This is a genomic window from Capnocytophaga sp. oral taxon 903 (genome assembly GCF_013394785.1).
GTDB classification, from domain to species: domain Bacteria; phylum Bacteroidota; class Bacteroidia; order Flavobacteriales; family Flavobacteriaceae; genus Capnocytophaga; species Capnocytophaga ochracea.
Window position 1 is genome coordinate 868,561 of sequence record NZ_JABXYW010000002.1, and the last position, 18,359, is coordinate 886,919.

An 18,359-nucleotide genomic window follows, 5' to 3' on the forward strand; every position below is an offset into this window, starting at 1 on the left:
ATGAAAGAAAATTTAGTATCTATTATTACCCCAATGTATAATGCTGAAAAATATGTTGGCTTGACTATTGAGTCTGTAATTGCTCAAACATATAAGAATTGGGAGATGATTATCGTAAACGATGGTTCAAAGGATAGTTCAGCTAAAATCGTAGAAGACTATGTACAAAAAGACTGCCGTATTAAACTAATCAATCAAACCAATGCAGGCTCTGCTACGGCAAGGAATAACGCCTTAAAAAATGCACAAGGTCAATATATCTGTTTTTTAGATGCAGATGATTTGTGGGACGCTGTTTTTTTAGAAAAACAAATTAACTTTTTAAAAGAGAAAAATGTAGCTTTAGTTTTCTCTTCTTATAGAAGAATTGATGAACAAGGAGAACAAAAATTAGAGCCTTTTATAGTCCCAGAGTCTGTAACATATAAAAATTTGCTTAAAACCTGTTCTATTTCTTGTCTTACCGCTTTATACGATAAAGAACAAGTAGGGGAACAATACTTTAAGGATGAATTAAAAAGTCTAAGAGATGACTTTGTTTTTTGGTTACAAGTACTTAAGAGAGTTAAAATTGCCTATGGAAATAATGTTATTTTAGCTTCTTATCGTGTTTTTGCAAGTAGTACTACAGGAAACAAAAGAAAAGTAATTAAACCTCAATTTATGGTTTATTATAAAGTTGAAAAATTAAGTTTTATAAAAAGCTTATATTACTTAGGGCATTGGGCAGTAAATGGATTTTTTAAATATAGGAAATAAAATGGATTTAATAATAGGTGCTGGAGTGTCAGGCATCTCGTATGCTACATTCTCAAATAATGACTATTGTATAGTAGAAGCCTCTGATGAAATAGGAGGCTATTGTAAAACTGTAAAAAAAGGAGAGTATATATGGGATTACTCAGGTCACTTCTTTCATTTCAGAGATGAAAAATTAAAAGAGTTAGTATGCCGACATATCGACCCTAAAACCCTAAAGATAGTCAAAAAGAATACCAAAATCTTGTATAAAGGTAGGTATATTGACTTTCCTTTTCAAAAAAACATACATCAGCTTGAAAAAGAAGAGTTTATAGACTGTCTGTATGATTTGTTCAAAGCAGATGACTATGGAAATATAAAGTCTTTCAAAGATATGGTATATGCTAAATTAGGCAGAAGTATTGCTGAAAAATTTCTCATTCCATACAATGAAAAACTTTATGCTTGTGATCTAAATAGTTTGGATGCCGATGCCATGGGAAGATTCTTCCCTAAGGCTAATAAAAAAGAAATCATTTTAAATTTCAAAGAGCAAGGAAGCGCTTCCTACAATGAATATTTTGTATATCCAACAGGAGGAGCTATTGAATATATTAGTTCTCTTTATAAAAATGTAGATGATGCTAAAGTCTCCCTGAATGAAAAAGTAATAAAAATAGATATTCATAACAAAGTTGCTTACACAAACAAACGAGAAATAAAGTATGATAACCTAATTTCCACTATACCTTTTCCTTTATTATTAGAACTTTGTGATATTTCCTACATAAAAGAATATTTTACTTGGAACAAAGTATTAGTTTTCAATTTAGGTTTCAATAAAAAAGGATCTGACACAGAAAGTAGTTGGGTATACATTCCTGATAAAGATATTTGTTTCTATCGTTTGGGATATTATGATAACATCTTAGATACTTCAAAAATGTCCCTATATATAGAAATGGGATTCCCTAAAAATTTTATCATAGAAGATGAACAGAAGTATCTACATAGGGTACTTGAAGATCTGAAAAAAATAGGTGTAGTAAAAGATGAAGAACTTATAGATTATCACTCTATGGTAATGGATCCTGCCTATGTACATATTAATCAGAAAGGTATACAAACTGTAGAAAAATATAAAAAACAATTGTACCAAGATAATATTTATTCTATTGGGCGCTATGGAAGCTGGACATATTGTTCTATTGAAGATAATATTATAGAGGCAAGAAGTTTAGCTGAAAAAATAAAGATTTTACACTCCTATACAAACTAAAACAATATTTTTAAAGATGATTTATAAATTTCTTAGAAAAATGTGGTAAGCCTTCAAAAACATTTAGTGTATGAAAAAATAAAGAACCTGCCAGTTTTAGGTAGTTTTTCTATAGGTAGGAGGTAGATGTTTATACCAATGGGGTAAAAACATTCTGAGAAGTTATCGTAATTAGAATATTCTTTGTAACTTCACACCTTGAATAATATAATGTCAGTATGATACAACAGAATATTGATTTACAACTATATTTACATCACAATCCGTATAAATCTATGTCATCTGTGCAAAACGTCAAAAACAGTCACAAAGTTGCCCATCTATCTCTTATCTCTTTCCTTAGAGTAACCTTGGAGCAACCCTATCAAAATATGGTACCATCATCAAAACAGTTACCTTATGGGGTATACCATCAAAGAACTTGCTTATATGATAAAGGAAGTTATTAGCTATCAAGGAAAAATAGTCTTCGATAGCACCAAACCCGATGGCACAATGCGTAAACTCACCGATCCTACTAAGCTACACCAACTAGGGTGGAAACATTCCATAGAACTCCAAGAGGGAATTAAGTTAATGTATGAGTATTATTTGCAAAATCAAAACTTCTTATAATTAATTTTTTTCATATTCTTTAATATGAATTTGGACTAAGAATTTTAAGATTTTGCTTAAAAAAGATATGTGAAACGATAAAAAAGCTGTCCTGAGATAGGACAGTTTTTTTATCGTTTTAATAGATATACTATACTATTTGATAGCTTCGTAAGCACGAATAGCTTTGTCGAAACGGTCGTTTACACTTTCTAACGTGTAGAGACCATCGGCATTAGCTTTCACACCTTTAAGCTTTAGAGGGAATACTACTGGTGGATTTTGCATATCCAATAGTTCCATTCCACGCAATTGCTCGGTGGTTTGGTATACGATGTTTACTGATACAAACTCTTTACCGCTGTTGTCTACCCATTTTTCAAATACGAGTTTGCTTCCTATTGGGGTCTTCTTCTCAATAGATTTAGGCAAACTGTATTCTTCTACTTCCAAAGCGGCATTCACGCTGGCAATGTTAGAATCGTGACCACAAAGAAATGTGAATTTGCGGTTTTTGGCGTTGAGTTCGTCTTTCATATACACCAATAGTGGGTGCGCTACGTTCACCGCTACAATAGGAGCGGCGAAAAGCACATCGCCATAGACATCTTTTACCTTAGCGATTTTCTCCCAATCGGAGGTGGTGAGGTTGTTGCCAAATGCTGCTTGCACAGGGTCTTTATCTTCATAGTATTGCAAAATAAAAGCATCGGAAGCGGAGTTAGCTAACTTCAACGAACCTTTCATATTAGGTTCATCACCTTTTTCGAGTTTCAACTGGGTGTTGTAATCGTTGAAAGCACACACTTCACCGGATTTACAAGCGGGTGAGTTCTTCAAATCGAGTACTTTTTCCAAGAGTTGGTAAGAGTCTTTCAACCCCTCGTTGATGCCTACAATGCCTTTTTTACCTCCCATAGCAGCAATTTCTTTTAAGGCTTGTGCTTTGAAAGCAGGGCTACTTTTGGTAAGCGCAGGGAAGAACACAGGGTCCATTTTGCTGGGGGTAAAGCGGTGGTTGATATGCAAATTGGCTACGGGCATAAATCCTGAGGAGAAATATTGTGCCGTCGCAATGGTGCGTTGCATACTATTAGCATAGAAATTCACTTCATCAACAGAGGGAACAGCGTTTTCAGTAAAAAGTCCTTCGGCTACTGTCCATTTGCGGAAAAACTGACCCATAATGGTTTCGAGTGCTCCTCCACGAAGGGTGAGTTCACTGGGGGCTGCGCTCCATTTTATCCACTCGTGAGGCGTCATTTTTTGCAAGGTACTCCCGTTCACTGATAGTGAGGAGCGAATGTTATGACGGCTGAGGATCACCACTTCTTTGAGCTTGTATTGGTTTTTGAAGCTTTCGGAGCGGTTGAGTTGTGCCATCGCTAAGAGCGGACACAAGAGGAGTAGTAATGCTTGTAGAGTTATGATTCTTGTTTTCATACCGTATTTTAATTAGAAAATTTGTTAGGTTCAACTTTGCCAAAGTTTTAATTGCTCGTCGTGCTACGACCTTTGGCAAAGTTTTAATTGCATCTCGTGCTACGAGCTTTGGCAAAGTTTGTGACTGCTATATGGTGGGAGGTCTTTTATAACTATATGATAATAAACCTCCCCCGTTCCCCCTCCAAAAGGGGGACAATCCACAATTATACCTCTATAAAAACTTTTCAAACAGTCCCTTTGCAATTGCCCGTGCAATTCACACTTAGAATTTAATTTGCAAACGTGTTTCGATAAGACTTAGATTGGTGTCGGGAACTCCAGCACGGTAAGTAACACCGGTGTAGGAAGCACGTACACGCCAAATCATATACTTATTGATATAGTAGTTGAAAGTGAGCGAATAGTCGTTGAGGCGACCTCCCAAAATACCTGCTTTAGGGTCGGATAAATCGGTATAGTTATAATCGGCAACGAGTTCTAACGCGCCAGGTCTGGGGGTAGCAATACCTCCATCGATTTCATTGTACTCATAAGGATTTCCTTTCACAATAGCGCGGAACATTCCATACCCACCACTTGCTTTGAAATTCTCAAATCCACTCTTGCGGTTTATGTTCACATAGTAATATTGCGCTTCTACACCAAAACGACCCCGTGCAAAGAGCAATTCAGGAGAGAATTTGTAGAGGAAAGTAGCGTTGTCAATAGTTGCTTCTTGGGCAGTCACTTTGGCGATACGAGTAGGGAAAGGGGTTTTGAGCACATAAGAACTGTGGTTAAGGGCAACATCTTTGTTGTAACGAGGGGTTTCAAAAGCACCTGAAAGTCCTACGTGAAAAATTTTACCTTCTTCGCGTTGTGGGCGATAGAGCAAGCGCGACATCATACCCATTCCTTGGTCGCCAGTAACATCGGGACTTTGTTTCATTGATTCACTTTCGGCAAAAAGGCTAAGTGTACCCATAAAGTCGTTCTTTTGGTGCAAGAGCATCAACCCGACGAGACGAGAATTGAAGAAAGCCTCGTTACTTTGGGGTTCTTCCATCGATATTTTGAAAGAAGAACTGGTAGCGCTTTGCATACCAAATTGGTGTACGAAATAACCTCCGCGCAAGAGCGTATGTTTACTGAAACCGTATTCAATAAAGATATCCTTAGGAGAGAGTTTTCCGTAGGCATAACCTATATCTACTTTGGCTTTCCAATTGCCATAGCGCACGCCTAATCCCATACGCATATCGGGGATGGCCATCCCACTCACAAACATATCTTTTTGTTCATTGGCATTGAAATAGCCAGCGTCTATCAAGATACGTCCTCCGGGTTTTACTTCTAACTTTTCTTCGGGTTTAGGAGCTTCTTGTACAGGTGTAGCGGGCATAGGTTCGGTGGTATCGGTAACGGTGGTTGGTTCTTCTTGGGCATAGGTATAGCCCACAGCCATTAGGCTGAACATCATAAAATATATCTTTTTCATAGTTTTAAATTTTATTTAGTCATACGTTCACTTTTCTTTACTTTGCCTTTCTTTACAAGTCCTTCAAACTCTTTTTTAGCTTTTTCGAGTTGTTTCATAAAAGCTTCATTGGCGTGCAAACGTGCTACTACGGCACTGGCTACAAGGCGTGCCGCATCTACATCACTTTGGAAGTGGTAACCACAAATCACGCGACTTTGTCCCATTTCATATCCGCGTTTGAGGATTTCGTTTTGTCTATCCACGTTGATTTCGGCAAGCACCAAAGCAGTAGCCCACCCGATAGCGGTGTGTCCTGAAGGATAAGAACCATTAGTAGAAAGTTCTTGTTGTTGCTCGGGGTTGCAAGTGGTCTTTTCGTAGAAAGCAAACGGACGCACGCGCATATAGTGTTCTTTGGCGGCACGAGTAGCGAGATCGCCAGCATCTTCGCGCATATTTACTACGAGTTTGTAGATTTCGGGAGTGGTTTCCTTAGAAATCTTGATGCCAAAAGCTTCGGAAAAAGCATTAGGCACGCCAGGACCGTCTACACGGGCATCGGATGCGGCTTGCTCACCACGAGGGGTACGGCGTTGCATTAAGCCCCATTGGTATTGGGCTTGGTCATTTAAAAAGAGGATACTACCTGGTTGAGGAGGAGGAGGTAAGAGTTCAAGGCTATTTGCCACATCACCTATTTGCAAGAAATAGAGGTCGGGTTTGGTTCTTACGTCTTTAATTTTCTCTTGTGCGAATGTAGTTGCCATCACCGATAGCAAGGCTACGAATAATAATGTTTTTCTCATCTTATTATACAGTTTAAAATTATTGTATTCTCTTTCGGTAGTCTTTTAGGCTTTAAAAGACTCTACAAATGTAGGGAGGAAATAATAAATATGCAAATTATTTCAAAAAAATATTTACTAAAAAAGAAAGAAAGAAAAACAAAAGAGGTGATTTTGTGGTTTTTAGGTGCGAGGTCGGTCGTAGCACGACAGGCATTTATTAATTAGCAAATTAGAAAATGAGAGAATGAGGAAATGAGGAAATGAGGAAATTAACAGATTAGTAAATGGAGTAAATGTCAATAATACCAGAAATGTCAATAATTCCAGAAATGCCAGAAATGCCAATAATACCACCAAGGGGAATAGGCGGGGTGGGCTTTTCAGATGAATCGGACAGTTTAGAGGAGGGGTTAGAGAGTTCGGAAGGAAACGGAAATGAACGGAAGAGAGCTGAGAGAAGATTTGGTGAAAAAAGGGTGTAAGATGGGTGGGGTTAGCTTATAGAGAGCTTATAGGAAGCTTATACGAATCTTGGACGATTGGTATAGAAAGGGTGTGTGAAAAATTGATTAATAGCTTAATACAACAATGCCAAAAATGTCAAAAATGGGGTTTCGAGGCGAAAGAAAAGGAATCCTCACCCCGTTCACATACTCTCCTATTCGGAGACTTCTCCCGAGGAGAGGGGGAATGTAGCGACGGAAAGGAGAAAGTATAATTAGAGAATTAGCAAATTTGGAAATGAGAAAAAGGGGAAGCGTGAGGTCTTAGGCAATAGGCACTAGGAAGGAAACATCCCCCTAATCCTCTTCAAAGAGGGGAATGTGGTGACGGAAAGGCGAGGCTAAGGCAAAGTTATTGCTTGTAAAAAAGCCTTAGTAGCGCCTTGTTTTTCGTTTATATATTGGCGATTGATATTGCCTATGGCGAAGCGCTTTTCGGGTGAAGCTACAAGGTTATTCATCACCTGGGCAAATTCTTCTTTACTGCTTACGGAGAGAACGCCTCCTAAGGTGACTAACTCCCTTGCTTCATTGAACTTTTCATAATTCTTACCGATGATTACAGGTATCCCAAATACGGCGGGCTCTAAGACATTGTGTAAGCCCGTAGTGCCCATTCCGCCTCCTACATAGGCTATATCGGCATAGCTGTACACTTTGGTGAGAATGCCTATGGTATCGATAATGAGTACGTCGTAATCAGAAAGGTTGAGAGAGTCTTTCTCGGAGAATAGGGCAACTTTACGGTTTAACTTCTGCTGGTTGTGTTTGAGTTCTGCGATATCGGTAGGGTGAATATTATGAGGGGCAATGATGAACTTCACTGGGGCAGTGCAAGTGTTGATATACTGCAAGTAAATGTCTTCGTCGGTAGCCCACGAACTACCGAAGACCACACATAGATTGTTTCCTTTGAACTGCTCTACAAAATCTAAATGGTTGTCTCGTTCCAATATTTCAGCCACACGGTCGAAACGGGTGTCACCACTGACAGTTACATTATTGAAGCCTAAGTTTTTAAGTAGTTGTTGAGAAAGCTCGTTCTGCACGAAGAAATGAGTAAAGCAATGCAGGGCTCGGCGCATCATTCCGCCGTAAGGCTTGAAGAAGATTTGATTTTTGCGAAAAATACCGGAGAGCAAATAAGTGGGTACTTGTGCTTTTTTGAGCTCGGTAAGGTAATTGACCCAAAACTCGTATTTCACAAAAATAGTCATTGCAGGATTTACCATTTGCACGAACTTGTGGGCATTAGCAGGTGTATCAAGCGGAAGATAGACCACTATATCGGCATCGGGGGTGTTTTTGCGCACCTCGTAGCCTGAGGGAGAAAAGAAGGTAATGAGTATTTTATAGCCTTGTTTTTTCAGGGCTTTAACAACGGGCAAGCCTTGTTCGAACTCGCCAAGAGAAGCGGTATGTATCCACACATAGCGGGTATGAGGGTCGAGTTTCGCGGTAAGGGTAGTCCATACGGTTTTACGTCCGCTTACAAAGAGGTGTATTTTTTTGTTGAATAGGGCAACGAGGGGGAGGATTGCCTTGACGATATAAAGAGAGAATGTATACATTTTAATGACGAATTACGAATGAGAAATGACGATACAAGGCGCAAAGGTAGTAAAAAAGTAAAAAGTATCGTCTTTTTAGTATTATTTTGTACTTTTGCAATCTCAGAAAGCGAATTGCTTAAACTCTATTGATAGATGAAAAAATATCTTTTTGAAATACTGTTATTGCTCTTTTCGGTAGCAATACCGTTGGCTTTAGATATGAACTTAGCAGTCTATGGAATGCTTGCTACTTTCTTGCTTTTTTTGACGCTTAGGCAGTTAAACTACTGGTTGTTTGCTATTATCTTTAGTTTTGTACTACTCACTTGTGTGCTCTTCCTACCTCAAATTATCTGGTTTGGTCATCCGCCTGCTACGATGATTGGCGCCTTCTTTGAAACAGATTTCCAAGAGTCTAAAGAGTTTATGCAACAATTACCTTTTTATTCCTATGGAGTATCGGTACTTACTTTATTATTTGGGAGTTTTATTCTTTACTTAGGCAAGAAGAAAAAGCCAATATACAATCGCCAACAGTGGTTTATTACTTTGGGAATAGCTACAATAGGGCTGGCACTTACAGCCTACCGTCCTTTTACAAAGATTCAGGAGGTGGGCGGTTTCCAATGGCAAAACACGCGCACAGCACCTATTGCGTTCTATGCTTCTATCTATCACAATGTGAAGAACTACAAACAATTGCGCAAGGAGCTGAACCAAAGCATTGAAGGCACGCCTTCTTGGCAGGTGGTGAGTGCCAAACCTAAATATATGAACTATGTGCTTGTGATAGGCGAGAGCGTACGGAAGGACTATATGTCGTTGTACGGATTTCCAATAGAGAATTCCTCTTTCTTGAAGAGTGTTAAGGGGACAATAATAGATGGCTATACAGCCACCGCTCCCAACACTACTACTGCCCTCTTGCGGATGTTCTTAAAGCAAAAGAACGGTGATTTTGTTTATGCTGATAATCTCATCTCTTTGGCAAAAATGGGAGGTTTTGACACCTATTGGTTTTCAAATCAAGGGTCAGTAGGCGAATGGGATACGCCTATTGCTAAGATAGCCTCGCTATGCGACCACAAGGTTTTCACAAAGAAGGGTGATTACTCATCAATGAATATCTACGACACGGCTTTACTACCCGTACTGCAACGCTTTTTAGAAGAAAAGAGCACACGCCCGCGTTTGTTTGTACTACATATTATGGGCTCGCACATTTACTTTCCTGAACGCTTAGAGCAATCGGTACATTACAACTATTACAACCGTAATTTTTCGGCTTACTTACAAACGATTGAGCAGACTGACAAGTTCTTACAACGCGTTTACGAGCTTTTAGAAGCACAACATCGCCCCTTTTCTATGCTTTACTTTGCCGATCACGGACTGATGACCAAAGACCGATCGTCATCGTTTTTTGCCACTCTTACTCACGGCGATACTCATCCTAACAAAGCCGTTTACCGTATTCCGTTTGCTTTGCTAAGCAGTGACGACAGAGAGCACAAGGTAGTAAAAGTTCCTAAATCGGGTTTTTACTTTCTAAAAGGTTATGCCCACTGGTTAGGAATAGACGAGCCGACACTTAGAGGATATGAGTTTTTATCAGCGACGCCTGATTCTTTAAAAGTATTCAACCAATATGAGAATGTTCCTTTTGAGAGTTTAGAAGAAGACAATATAATAACTAATAACAAGTGAAAAAGCGCAAGCCGACGGCTTGCGCTTTTTCACTTGTTTTATTTATCTGTTTACAATGAGTTTTCTTTAGTGAATTTTACGATTTCGGAAATACGTCCGAAAGCAACGCCCACTACTGTATCGGCAGCACCGTAGTACACTGCTACTTTGTCTTCTTCGATAGAATGCAAGGCAGCGCAAGGGAATACTACATTAGGCACATCGCCGGTAGTTTCGTAGAGAGTGGCAGGCGCCAAGAGATAAGGCTGTGTACGAGCTATTACCTTGCTTGGATTGTTGAGGTCTAACAATGCAGCCCCCATAGAGTAGCGGAAACCATTGCAAGTGTTGATTACTCCGTGATAGAACAATAGCCATCCGTCTTTTGTTTTGATAGGCACAGCTCCTGCTCCTATTTTGGTACATTGCCAAGCGCTATCTATAAAAGGCGTTACTTTCATCACGCAGCGGTGCTCACCCCAGTATTTCATATCGGGGCTATAGCTGATGAAAATATCACCGAAAGGAGTATGTCCGTTATCACTTGGACGGCTAAGCATTGCGTATTTACCGTTGATTTTCTCAGGGAAGAGTACCCCGTTGCGGTTGAAAGGCAAAAAGGCATTCTCGCATTGGAAAAACTCTTTGAAATCAAAAGTATAAGCAATCCCGATAGTAGGGCCACAATAGCCATTACACCAAGTTACCCAATAGCGGTCTTCGATAAAAGTAACGCGAGGGTCGTACTTATACTCAGAATGTAAGAAATCAGTATTACCACCTTTCATCACAATAGGTTCGTGGTTGATTTCCCAGTGAATAGCATCTTTACTGAATCCAGCAAAAATGTTCATTTGTACTGCTTTGTTGTCGCAGCGGAAAACCCCTGCATAGCCGTCGCCAAAAGGCACTACAGCACTATTAAAAATACTGTTAGAGGTAGGGATATCATACCTACCGATAATAGGGTTTTCTGAGTAACGCCACATTACATCAGTACAGCCGGCAGGGCGTTCTTGCCAAGGAATTTTTTGACTCATTATTTTTGTTTTAGTTATTAAATTTTTTAAAATATTCATCAATTTCATTATGTAACTCTATCCCTACACGTTCAAAGCAATCTAACAAACCTTGATAGGCATTCTCACCTGCAAGAAAATCCCAAAACTCTTGGGCTACTTTTAGCTCGTTATCTAAATCTAACATTCCCGCCATCGTCCAACGTGAATAGGGCTTAGGCTCATACGGATTGTAAGGTATAGCAATAAGGGTATGTATTTTTCTGTTAGGGTTTTCAGCTAACACACAGCCTACCCATTCTAATAAAGTGCGTTTAAACTCTTTAAAGCCTCCTTTGTTAGGCTTAGCAGTTTTAATGTCAAACAAGAAAAGCTCATCTGAATGACTTTCTAACCATACATCTACTTTGGTAGGCTTTACCGTGTTCATTTTTCCTTCCTGACAAACTGCCCTAATAGCTTCTATTTCATTTATCTTATTAGGGTTACCATTTACAGTGAGATTGTCCATAATATCTTGAATAACCCGTTGTGCTTTTTCACTTATTTTATCACCAGCTACCGCTTGTAGTTTAGCAACCTTAAACCGAGATTCAGCTAATGATTTAGCCACAGGCTCAAAAATGCTCGTGCCAAAATTAGTATTCAAAGAATGAATAAACGAAAACAATGCCATACGGTCTTTACCCAATAAGCGTGTATGGAAAGGCATTACTGCAGGCTCAGGGTTATAGTGCTGAAACTTTGTTCTAAGACTATGCCTAAGGGTGTTTTCTACATTAGCTATTTGTTGTGGAGTTAGTGCCATTTTCTGTCGTATTATTTAGAATATTATCAATATTTTTATTGAAAATTCTCTCAAAATTCTCAAAAAGTTTTTCTCCTCTTTGATTTTTATCAACTGTTTTATAAAGTATTTTCTCTTTTTCTTTAGTATCAAGGTTATTCAATAAAGGATAATTGTTTTGTATTGTTGTAATTATGTAATCTACAATTTTTTTAAATGATTCCTCATTTTGTAAGATATATAAATTAGAGTATATTTTATTTATAAGTTGAGTTTGTTCTTGTAAACTTTCTCCTTCCAACTCTTCAAAATCTTTTTTGTTTTTATCCTTAATAAAATATTTTTCAATAAAATCAATGTCTGTATCTCTGTTAATAAACTTATATAAAAGATATAAAATGTGATACCTTAATTTTCTATACTCAAAATGATAGCTTTGAATATAATCTTCCAAAACTTTATATAGAGATACTATTATTTGGTATAGCTTTATAAACCTATCTTCAAATACAACATCAATTAACTTACTTGTAGTAGTATCAAAATACCCTGAAACCTTATGTGGAAGATATAATACAGAGGAAAAGAAAGCTCTTAGAATATCATTGATATTCACAATATAATCAGTATCACCTGAAATAGTATCAATAGAATTTTGTCTTTTATACAAAAAAGATTTTTCTTGAAACTTATTTTTTTGCAAAAAGTCCTCTAAATCTTTTAGAATATTTTTAATTGATAATAGATCTTTCTCAGAAATACCATTTTGACTATTTGTTCTGATTGTTATCTTTTCATATTCTTCATCATTTGCAATAACAATTTTAACAGGTATTTTAACCAATTCTATATTAGACTGATTGTTTTTAAAAATGTTGTAAATACTATTTGCAGTTTGGCAACCATTAACTATATTTACAGGGGTGATAATATAGTTTTCTAAAACAGTTTTTATCTGCTTAGTTGTAATGGTTAGTCCATTATTATATAAATGAAATTTGTTAGGTTCTTCAATAAGTGTTTTTTCAATATTCTTATTTACTTCTGTATGACCTAAATAAAGTCTAATATTATTTTTAAAAACATCAGGGTACAAAGCTCTTATTCCACTTTCTTGTATAGGCGCAATACTATCAAGCAATTCTTTAGCATTTACAAAACCTATTAAGAAATTATTACTCTCATATTTACAATTATTTCTTGGAATTATTAGTTCATATTGATTAGAATTGAATTGTTCATATAGCTCATTAAGTTTTTTAGAACCTTCTAAATGTATTTCTACAGAACCATAGTCAGCATACTGATTTTTAACATAAGTAATATCAACATTCCAATCTTTTCTTAAACTTTCAATGTCATTTTCATCTTTTTGTGTATAAAAAGTAAGAATAAAGGATGCTTCTAATTTTGGGTTTGCTTTTATCTCTCTGATGAAATTAACTAATTTCATTAAATTTGTGTCTGTTTCAGAAATTCCCTTATCTTTTATTACTTTTATAGGGATTTCTACAAACTTTTTAAAATCACCTAAGTCTGCTTTTAGACTTTTTTTTGTTTGAATGAGATGAAATTCTATTTTATTATCATTATTTGATATAGCATCTTTTATTTCTTGCATATTATCTTCTAATGAATATATTTTATTAGCAATCAATAAAAAAAATGCATCACCTCCTTGAGCAGAACCTAAGGATATTTCTTTCCCTATTTTTTGTTTAGAATTGTATGATTGACTTGAATATTCCCAACAGTGTAAGGAATTAGCAAACCATTCAAATTTCAGATAATCTTCCTTTCTTCTTTCCCTTTTATCGAAGTTGTTATCTATAAAATTATCAGTATATCTCTCTATCTTTGTTTTCATCTTTTTACTTTTCTTTTAAATGAAATATAATCTCAGCATACGCGTTTTTGTCTTTTTCGGTGCGATTGAGTACAGGGCGTTTGTATTGATTTACAATGCGCATTCCTGCTCGCTCGGCTATTTCGGGGTATAAACCGTATTTGTCATTAGCTACCAAAAACACGTCATAATCATCGGCTAAAAAGCGTTTGCTATTGGCAAGCACCTCAGCAATACCCGCTACATACATACGTTTGGCTTCCTGCCCTTGTCCTTTGTAAAGGGGGCCTATCTCTTTATCGTCATTGCGCTCAAAACCAAAAAGGTCGTAAGCATAAGCGTGTTGTTCGTGATAATCAATCAGCCCTACATAAGGGGGTGATGAGAAAATCCCCTTTATTTTCTGCTTTCTTGCCAAAGCAGCAAACTCAGGGTTCTTATGCTCTAATGCCTCAAAGATGTCAATAGTACGACTATCGCCTTGTAAACACTTTTGGTAGGTATTCGTACGCAATTCTTTAAATTGTTGCAAACGCTTGATAGTGTCTTTAGTGTAGGTCTCCCACCATTTCAATATAGAAAAAAGAGGTTTGCACACCTTGCCGTGTTTAGCACAATAATAAGTGGTAGTTACTGGCTCTATCAAGGTTGCTAAATCGGCGTGAGTGGTGGCGCGACAGCTGCGAATGGTACGGCTTAATATGAGGGTAACAATACGCTTGGTAGCGGGATTAGCTATCTGTTTAATAAGGTTAAACACAAAATCTATCTCCTCGCGTACGTGTTGTATATACCATTTGTCTAAAAACGTATCGGCTTTAGCTTGTTTTAGCTGAATGTGATACTTTTCTATGAGACCCTGATAAATAGGTAAAAACTGTTGCTCTTTCTCAGCCCCGTATACTTTTCCGTCTATCTCTTTGCGTTGTAGGCGATATTTATAGTCGGGCACGGGGAAGTACTCTTTATTGAAATTATTGAGCGCTTCGGTAAGTTCAGCATCAAAAGCAAGTATGTGTTTTTCTGCTAAAAACTCCTTTAAGGCTTGGGTAATGCGGTGCGTTTCATTATACGCATCTACCAAATCATAATGTCCTACCTTAGCATTGCCTATGAGCGCATTGAAAGCCGACACATCTACTCCTATAGCATGCATACCCAGTTCTGAGGCTTGCACCATAGTAGTACCACTACCCGAAAAAGGGTCGAGAACTATATCGCCAGCTTTAAAAAAGACTTCTTTTTTGAAAGTATCGGTATGGGCATCTAAAAAGTATTCTACTAACTGTGGAATAAACTTCCCTTTGTAAGGGTGCAATCGATGTACGTGTTTAGTGGTTTCTGCTTCTTTATATTGCTCAAATGACAGGCTCCAGTTGAGATCATTACCTAATTTCTCTTTCCACTGTGAGGCGCGATTTCCACCCAAAGCATCGTAATAGGCTTTAAGTTCCTCTTTAGCGATTTGAGTGATGCCATTGTTTTCAAATTTCTTTACTTTACCATACTGTACTAAATAGGAGATATTTGAGGAAGTAACATTCTTCCCCATATATTCCGTTGCCCACAATGAGGCTTGTTGCAATGTAAAGTATTGATTTGTATTTGGCATATTTTTCTAATCCGATGGATATTACTGCCTTTTTGCCTGTCCTACCACGATCTACAATTACACTGTTTTCTTTATCAATTCTGTGATAAACGCTATTTGCTCGTCGTCAAGCTCGGTGTGCATAGGCAGAGAGATAACTTCTTGTACTAATTTATTAGTAACACCAAAATCAGCTTCGTTATAAGAGTTGCGGGTATAGGCTTTTTGGGCGTGCAATGGTATAGGGTAGTAAATACCAAAAGGCACTCCATTTTCACCAAAAACCTTAGCGAGTTCATCGCGTTTGCCATTGGTAATGCGGAGGGTATATTGGTGGAATACGTGGTCGTTACCTTTTGCGATTATAGGGGTAATGATATGAGGATTGCCTTTAAGAGCTTCTGTATATTTGCGAGCAGCTTCACGTCGACGGGCATTATAATCGTTTAAGTGAGGGAGTTTGGCGCGCAAAACTGCTGCTTGTAAAGAGTCGAGACGAGAGTTTACCCCTACTACATCGTGGTGATAACGCACGTACATACCGTGATTTACGATACCGCGAAGAGTGTAAGCGAGGTCGTCGTCGTTAGTGAAGATAGCTCCTCCGTCGCCGTAGCAACCGAGGTTCTTAGAAGGGAAGAAAGAGGTTGCCCCTACGTGACTGATAGTGCCTACTTTTTGTTTATGTCCATCGGCAAAAGTATAATCAGCACCAATGGCTTGCGCATTGTCTTCAATCACGAAAAGGTTGTGTTTTTTAGCCAAAGTCATTATGGCTTCCATATTAGCTGGCTGACCGAACAAATGCACGGGTACAATAGCTTTCGTGCGGGGAGTAATCGCTTTTTCAATAGCCTCGATGTTGATGTCGAAAGTATCGTCATACACATCTACCAATATAGGGGTGAGTTTCAGTAGGGCAATCACTTCCACAGTTGCAGCGAAGGTAAAATCGGCAGTGATAACTTCATCGCCTTCTTTGAGTCCGAGACCCATCATTGCTATTTGTAGGGCATCAGTACCATTGGCGCAAGGGATTACGTGTTTTACCCCCATATAGTTTTCCAATTCCTTTTGAAAGGCTTGTACTTGGGGACCGTTGATAAAAGCGGTGGTGTTGAGTACTTCCTCAAAAGAGGCTTGTACGTCGTTTTTAATTCTTTCGTACTGACCTTGTAGGTCAACCATTTGTATTTTTTTCATATGTCGAATATTATTAATCGTTCGTTACAAAAAACTTATTAAATCAAGAAACATTAATCTTGTTTCTTCTCCTTCATCTAATTTCGTTAGAAATTCAAACCCTATCTTTTGATAGAAACTTACTGCTTGTGCATATGCATCAACTGTAATAAGACGACAAGCCTCATCTTCATTCAAATCTACACAGTGATTGATAATAGTATCAATAATAATTCTTCCTAACCCCTTACCTTTAAAAGTTTTATCGATAGCCAATCTCCCTATTTTTAGAGAAGGAACGTTGTTTAAATGCCGTTTAGGATAGGGTAATAACTCTCTGCGAAATTTGTTATACTGACTTTTTGATGAGAACATCTCTTCTTTGAGTAATAGACTATCATTCAATAGACTGTAATAACCTAAAGTACGCTCATCATTTTCAATAACAAAAGTGGTGGCAAGTAATTGCTTTCGGTAAGGAACTGCTTCCTCAAAAAGAAACTCATTTAAATCGTCGTCTCCACAATCAAAAGGCTTTATTGTATGTCCTTCTTTAAGTCGAAAAAAGATAAGCCTTTTAAAAGTTGTGCAAAATCATCTGTTTGCATTATCCCTATCGTCTTTAAAAATTGACTTCAATAGCATAGCATTCTTGCGAACGCTCTCACGTGTAATTCCTTTTTCAGCTAAGCTTCGTCTAAAACCTGCTAATTTTTTGTAGAACTCTATTACATCTTGCCCTTCTAATACAGGTGTTGGTTTTATTTCTCTTGCCATAATACTTATTTCTTAGTTTTTAATCCTTAATAGTTAGTGTTGCTTTGCCTCGACTTTTGTCAAAGTCCTAATAGCCCGTCGCACTACGACTACGTAATGCCTACCGCGCCACAGTTCTATAGTCATTAAACACAGCCTTCCACAGTGCAAAGATACAAAAATATTTTGAATTATATAAAAATACCCCCTTCTTAACACATAAGGGTTGACTCACCTTCGTAAGCCAACCCTTATGCTATTAAAAAAACTTCTTATTCCTAAAAATATTTCAACTTCTGTGTGAAAATCGTTACACGCTGACCGTTAACCGACATCGTTTTCTTTGTCCAGTTGTTCTTCTTGTCATACACAAACTCGTAAGTCTCTGTTTTAGTAACGTTACCATCTTTGTCAAAGTATTTAACCTCCACCTCATTGTCATTTTTGTCAAAAGCTGAAACAACTCTCTGTTTCAAAGCGTTATCTTTGTCAAACACTTGTTTTTCTACCATATTCCCTTTGGCATCGTAAGTATATACCGTTTTGCTGGTAAGCTCGTCCTTTGTGAATTTAGACTCTTCCGATAGTTTCCCCTCAGGAGTATACTTATAAGTAGTTTTATCTTGGCACATTCCTGCTATACAATCCGTGCGTTCTACAAGCTGATTTTGTTCGTTATAAACATTTATTCGGCTCATAAAAATATTCCCGTCGGGCGTCTCTACATCGTGCTTGGTAAGGTTCCCTTTTTCGTCGTACTCATACACATTCTTAGAAAGCAATGTGTTCGAATCATCTCTCGAAGCCGACTCTATCATATTCCCGTCTTTGTCATACACATCTACGAATTTAATCGTCATTCCATTTTGCTTCGATTGCATTTTCACAACAGTTCCCTTTTTGTCAAACTGCGAAAAAAGCTCAGAGTTCATCGGTATTTCTTCTCCGTTTTCACCAATTTGAATACCCGATTGCACAACCGTTTTTACTTTCCCTTTCAGCTGAGCACGCTCCCAACCATTCTTTTTCTGACTCTGCCCAAAAGCGACAGTAGTAGCTAATAAGGCAATAGCTATGATTCTTTTCATAATAATGTTCTATTTAAAATAATACTTTTTTGGGGTGCAAA

Annotated in this window: 16 protein-coding genes and 1 pseudogene; 5 read left to right on the plus strand and 12 right to left on the minus strand. The window is 37.7% G+C overall.

Translation table 11 applies throughout. The annotated features are described in order from the left end of the window. The 3 genes and pseudogenes from HW279_RS03650 to HW279_RS03660 all read left to right on the plus strand — a co-directional run. Entirely contained in the window at positions 1-759 is a 759-nt protein-coding gene (locus HW279_RS03650) for a glycosyltransferase family 2 protein (RefSeq protein WP_178958001.1), read from the plus strand. A 1-nt stretch (position 760) separates the two neighbouring features. Further along, a complete protein-coding gene (locus HW279_RS03655; RefSeq protein ID WP_178958002.1) occupies positions 761-2,020 on the plus strand; it encodes a protoporphyrinogen/coproporphyrinogen oxidase in 1,260 nt (419 codons plus the stop codon). Positions 2,021-2,428: 408 nt separating this feature from the next. Then, positions 2,429-2,635 (plus strand): annotated as a pseudogene (locus tag HW279_RS03660) (GDP-L-fucose synthase); the annotation flags it as partial. A gap of 135 nt (positions 2,636-2,770) precedes the next feature. Here the strand turns inward: HW279_RS03660 and HW279_RS03665 are convergent. From HW279_RS03665 to HW279_RS03675, 3 genes are all read right to left on the minus strand, one after another. Further along, a complete protein-coding gene (locus HW279_RS03665; RefSeq protein ID WP_178958003.1) occupies positions 2,771-4,057 on the minus strand; it encodes a histidine-type phosphatase in 1,287 nt (428 codons plus the stop codon). A gap of 265 nt (positions 4,058-4,322) precedes the next feature. Beyond that, a complete protein-coding gene (locus HW279_RS03670; protein ID WP_178958004.1) occupies positions 4,323-5,537 on the minus strand; it encodes an OprO/OprP family phosphate-selective porin in 1,215 nt (404 codons plus the stop codon). A gap of 11 nt (positions 5,538-5,548) precedes the next feature. Then, the gene (locus tag HW279_RS03675; RefSeq protein ID WP_178958005.1) at positions 5,549-6,325 is read right to left on the minus strand and encodes an acid phosphatase; all 777 of its coding nucleotides are present in this window, start codon (positions 6,323-6,325) and stop codon (positions 5,549-5,551) included. Between the two features lie 275 nt (positions 6,326-6,600). Between HW279_RS03675 and HW279_RS11250 the strand changes: the two genes are divergently transcribed. After that, complete coding sequence (locus tag HW279_RS11250; protein WP_178958006.1) at positions 6,601-6,789, plus strand: hypothetical protein; 189 nt, start codon at positions 6,601-6,603, stop codon at positions 6,787-6,789. 362 nt (positions 6,790-7,151) lie between these two features. Here HW279_RS11250 and HW279_RS03685 read toward each other — a convergent pair whose 3' ends face one another. After that, complete coding sequence (locus tag HW279_RS03685; RefSeq protein WP_178958007.1) at positions 7,152-8,381, minus strand: 3-deoxy-D-manno-octulosonic acid transferase; 1,230 nt, start codon at positions 8,379-8,381, stop codon at positions 7,152-7,154. A gap of 135 nt (positions 8,382-8,516) precedes the next feature. On the opposite strand from HW279_RS03685, the gene HW279_RS03690 reads away from it, so the two are divergent. After that, the gene (locus HW279_RS03690) at positions 8,517-10,070 is read left to right on the plus strand and encodes a phosphoethanolamine transferase (protein WP_178958008.1); all 1,554 of its coding nucleotides are present in this window, start codon (positions 8,517-8,519) and stop codon (positions 10,068-10,070) included. 50 nt (positions 10,071-10,120) lie between these two features. Here HW279_RS03690 and HW279_RS03695 read toward each other — a convergent pair whose 3' ends face one another. The 8 genes from HW279_RS03695 to HW279_RS03730 all read right to left on the minus strand — a co-directional run bounded on the left by HW279_RS03695 (position 10,121) and on the right by HW279_RS03730 (position 18,318). Continuing rightward, a complete protein-coding gene (locus tag HW279_RS03695) occupies positions 10,121-11,089 on the minus strand; it encodes a glycoside hydrolase family 130 protein (RefSeq protein ID WP_009417204.1) in 969 nt (322 codons plus the stop codon). 10 nt (positions 11,090-11,099) lie between these two features. Then, the gene (locus HW279_RS03700) at positions 11,100-11,876 is read right to left on the minus strand and encodes a TdeIII family type II restriction endonuclease (protein WP_178958009.1); all 777 of its coding nucleotides are present in this window, start codon (positions 11,874-11,876) and stop codon (positions 11,100-11,102) included. Then, positions 11,848-13,722: an AIPR family protein gene (locus HW279_RS03705; protein ID WP_178958010.1), complete on the minus strand. Its 1,875-nt coding sequence runs from the start codon at positions 13,720-13,722 to the stop codon at positions 11,848-11,850. Before HW279_RS03705 ends, HW279_RS03700 begins: the two co-directional genes overlap by 29 nt. Positions 13,723-13,726: 4 nt before the next feature. Beyond that, the gene (locus HW279_RS03710) at positions 13,727-15,313 is read right to left on the minus strand and encodes a DNA methyltransferase (protein ID WP_178958011.1); all 1,587 of its coding nucleotides are present in this window, start codon (positions 15,311-15,313) and stop codon (positions 13,727-13,729) included. A gap of 57 nt (positions 15,314-15,370) precedes the next feature. Next, the gene (locus tag HW279_RS03715) at positions 15,371-16,495 is read right to left on the minus strand and encodes a DegT/DnrJ/EryC1/StrS family aminotransferase (RefSeq protein ID WP_178958012.1); all 1,125 of its coding nucleotides are present in this window, start codon (positions 16,493-16,495) and stop codon (positions 15,371-15,373) included. A gap of 24 nt (positions 16,496-16,519) precedes the next feature. Further along, complete coding sequence (locus HW279_RS11280; RefSeq protein ID WP_410493743.1) at positions 16,520-16,750, minus strand: GNAT family N-acetyltransferase; 231 nt, start codon at positions 16,748-16,750, stop codon at positions 16,520-16,522. A 318-nt stretch (positions 16,751-17,068) separates the two neighbouring features. Beyond that, on the minus strand, positions 17,069-17,251 hold the full coding sequence (locus HW279_RS03725) for a hypothetical protein (protein ID WP_009417229.1): 183 nt from the start codon (positions 17,249-17,251) through the stop codon (positions 17,069-17,071). Between the two features lie 257 nt (positions 17,252-17,508). Further along, a complete protein-coding gene (locus tag HW279_RS03730; protein ID WP_002674215.1) occupies positions 17,509-18,318 on the minus strand; it encodes an RHS repeat domain-containing protein in 810 nt (269 codons plus the stop codon). Positions 18,319-18,359: the final 41 nt, after the last annotated feature.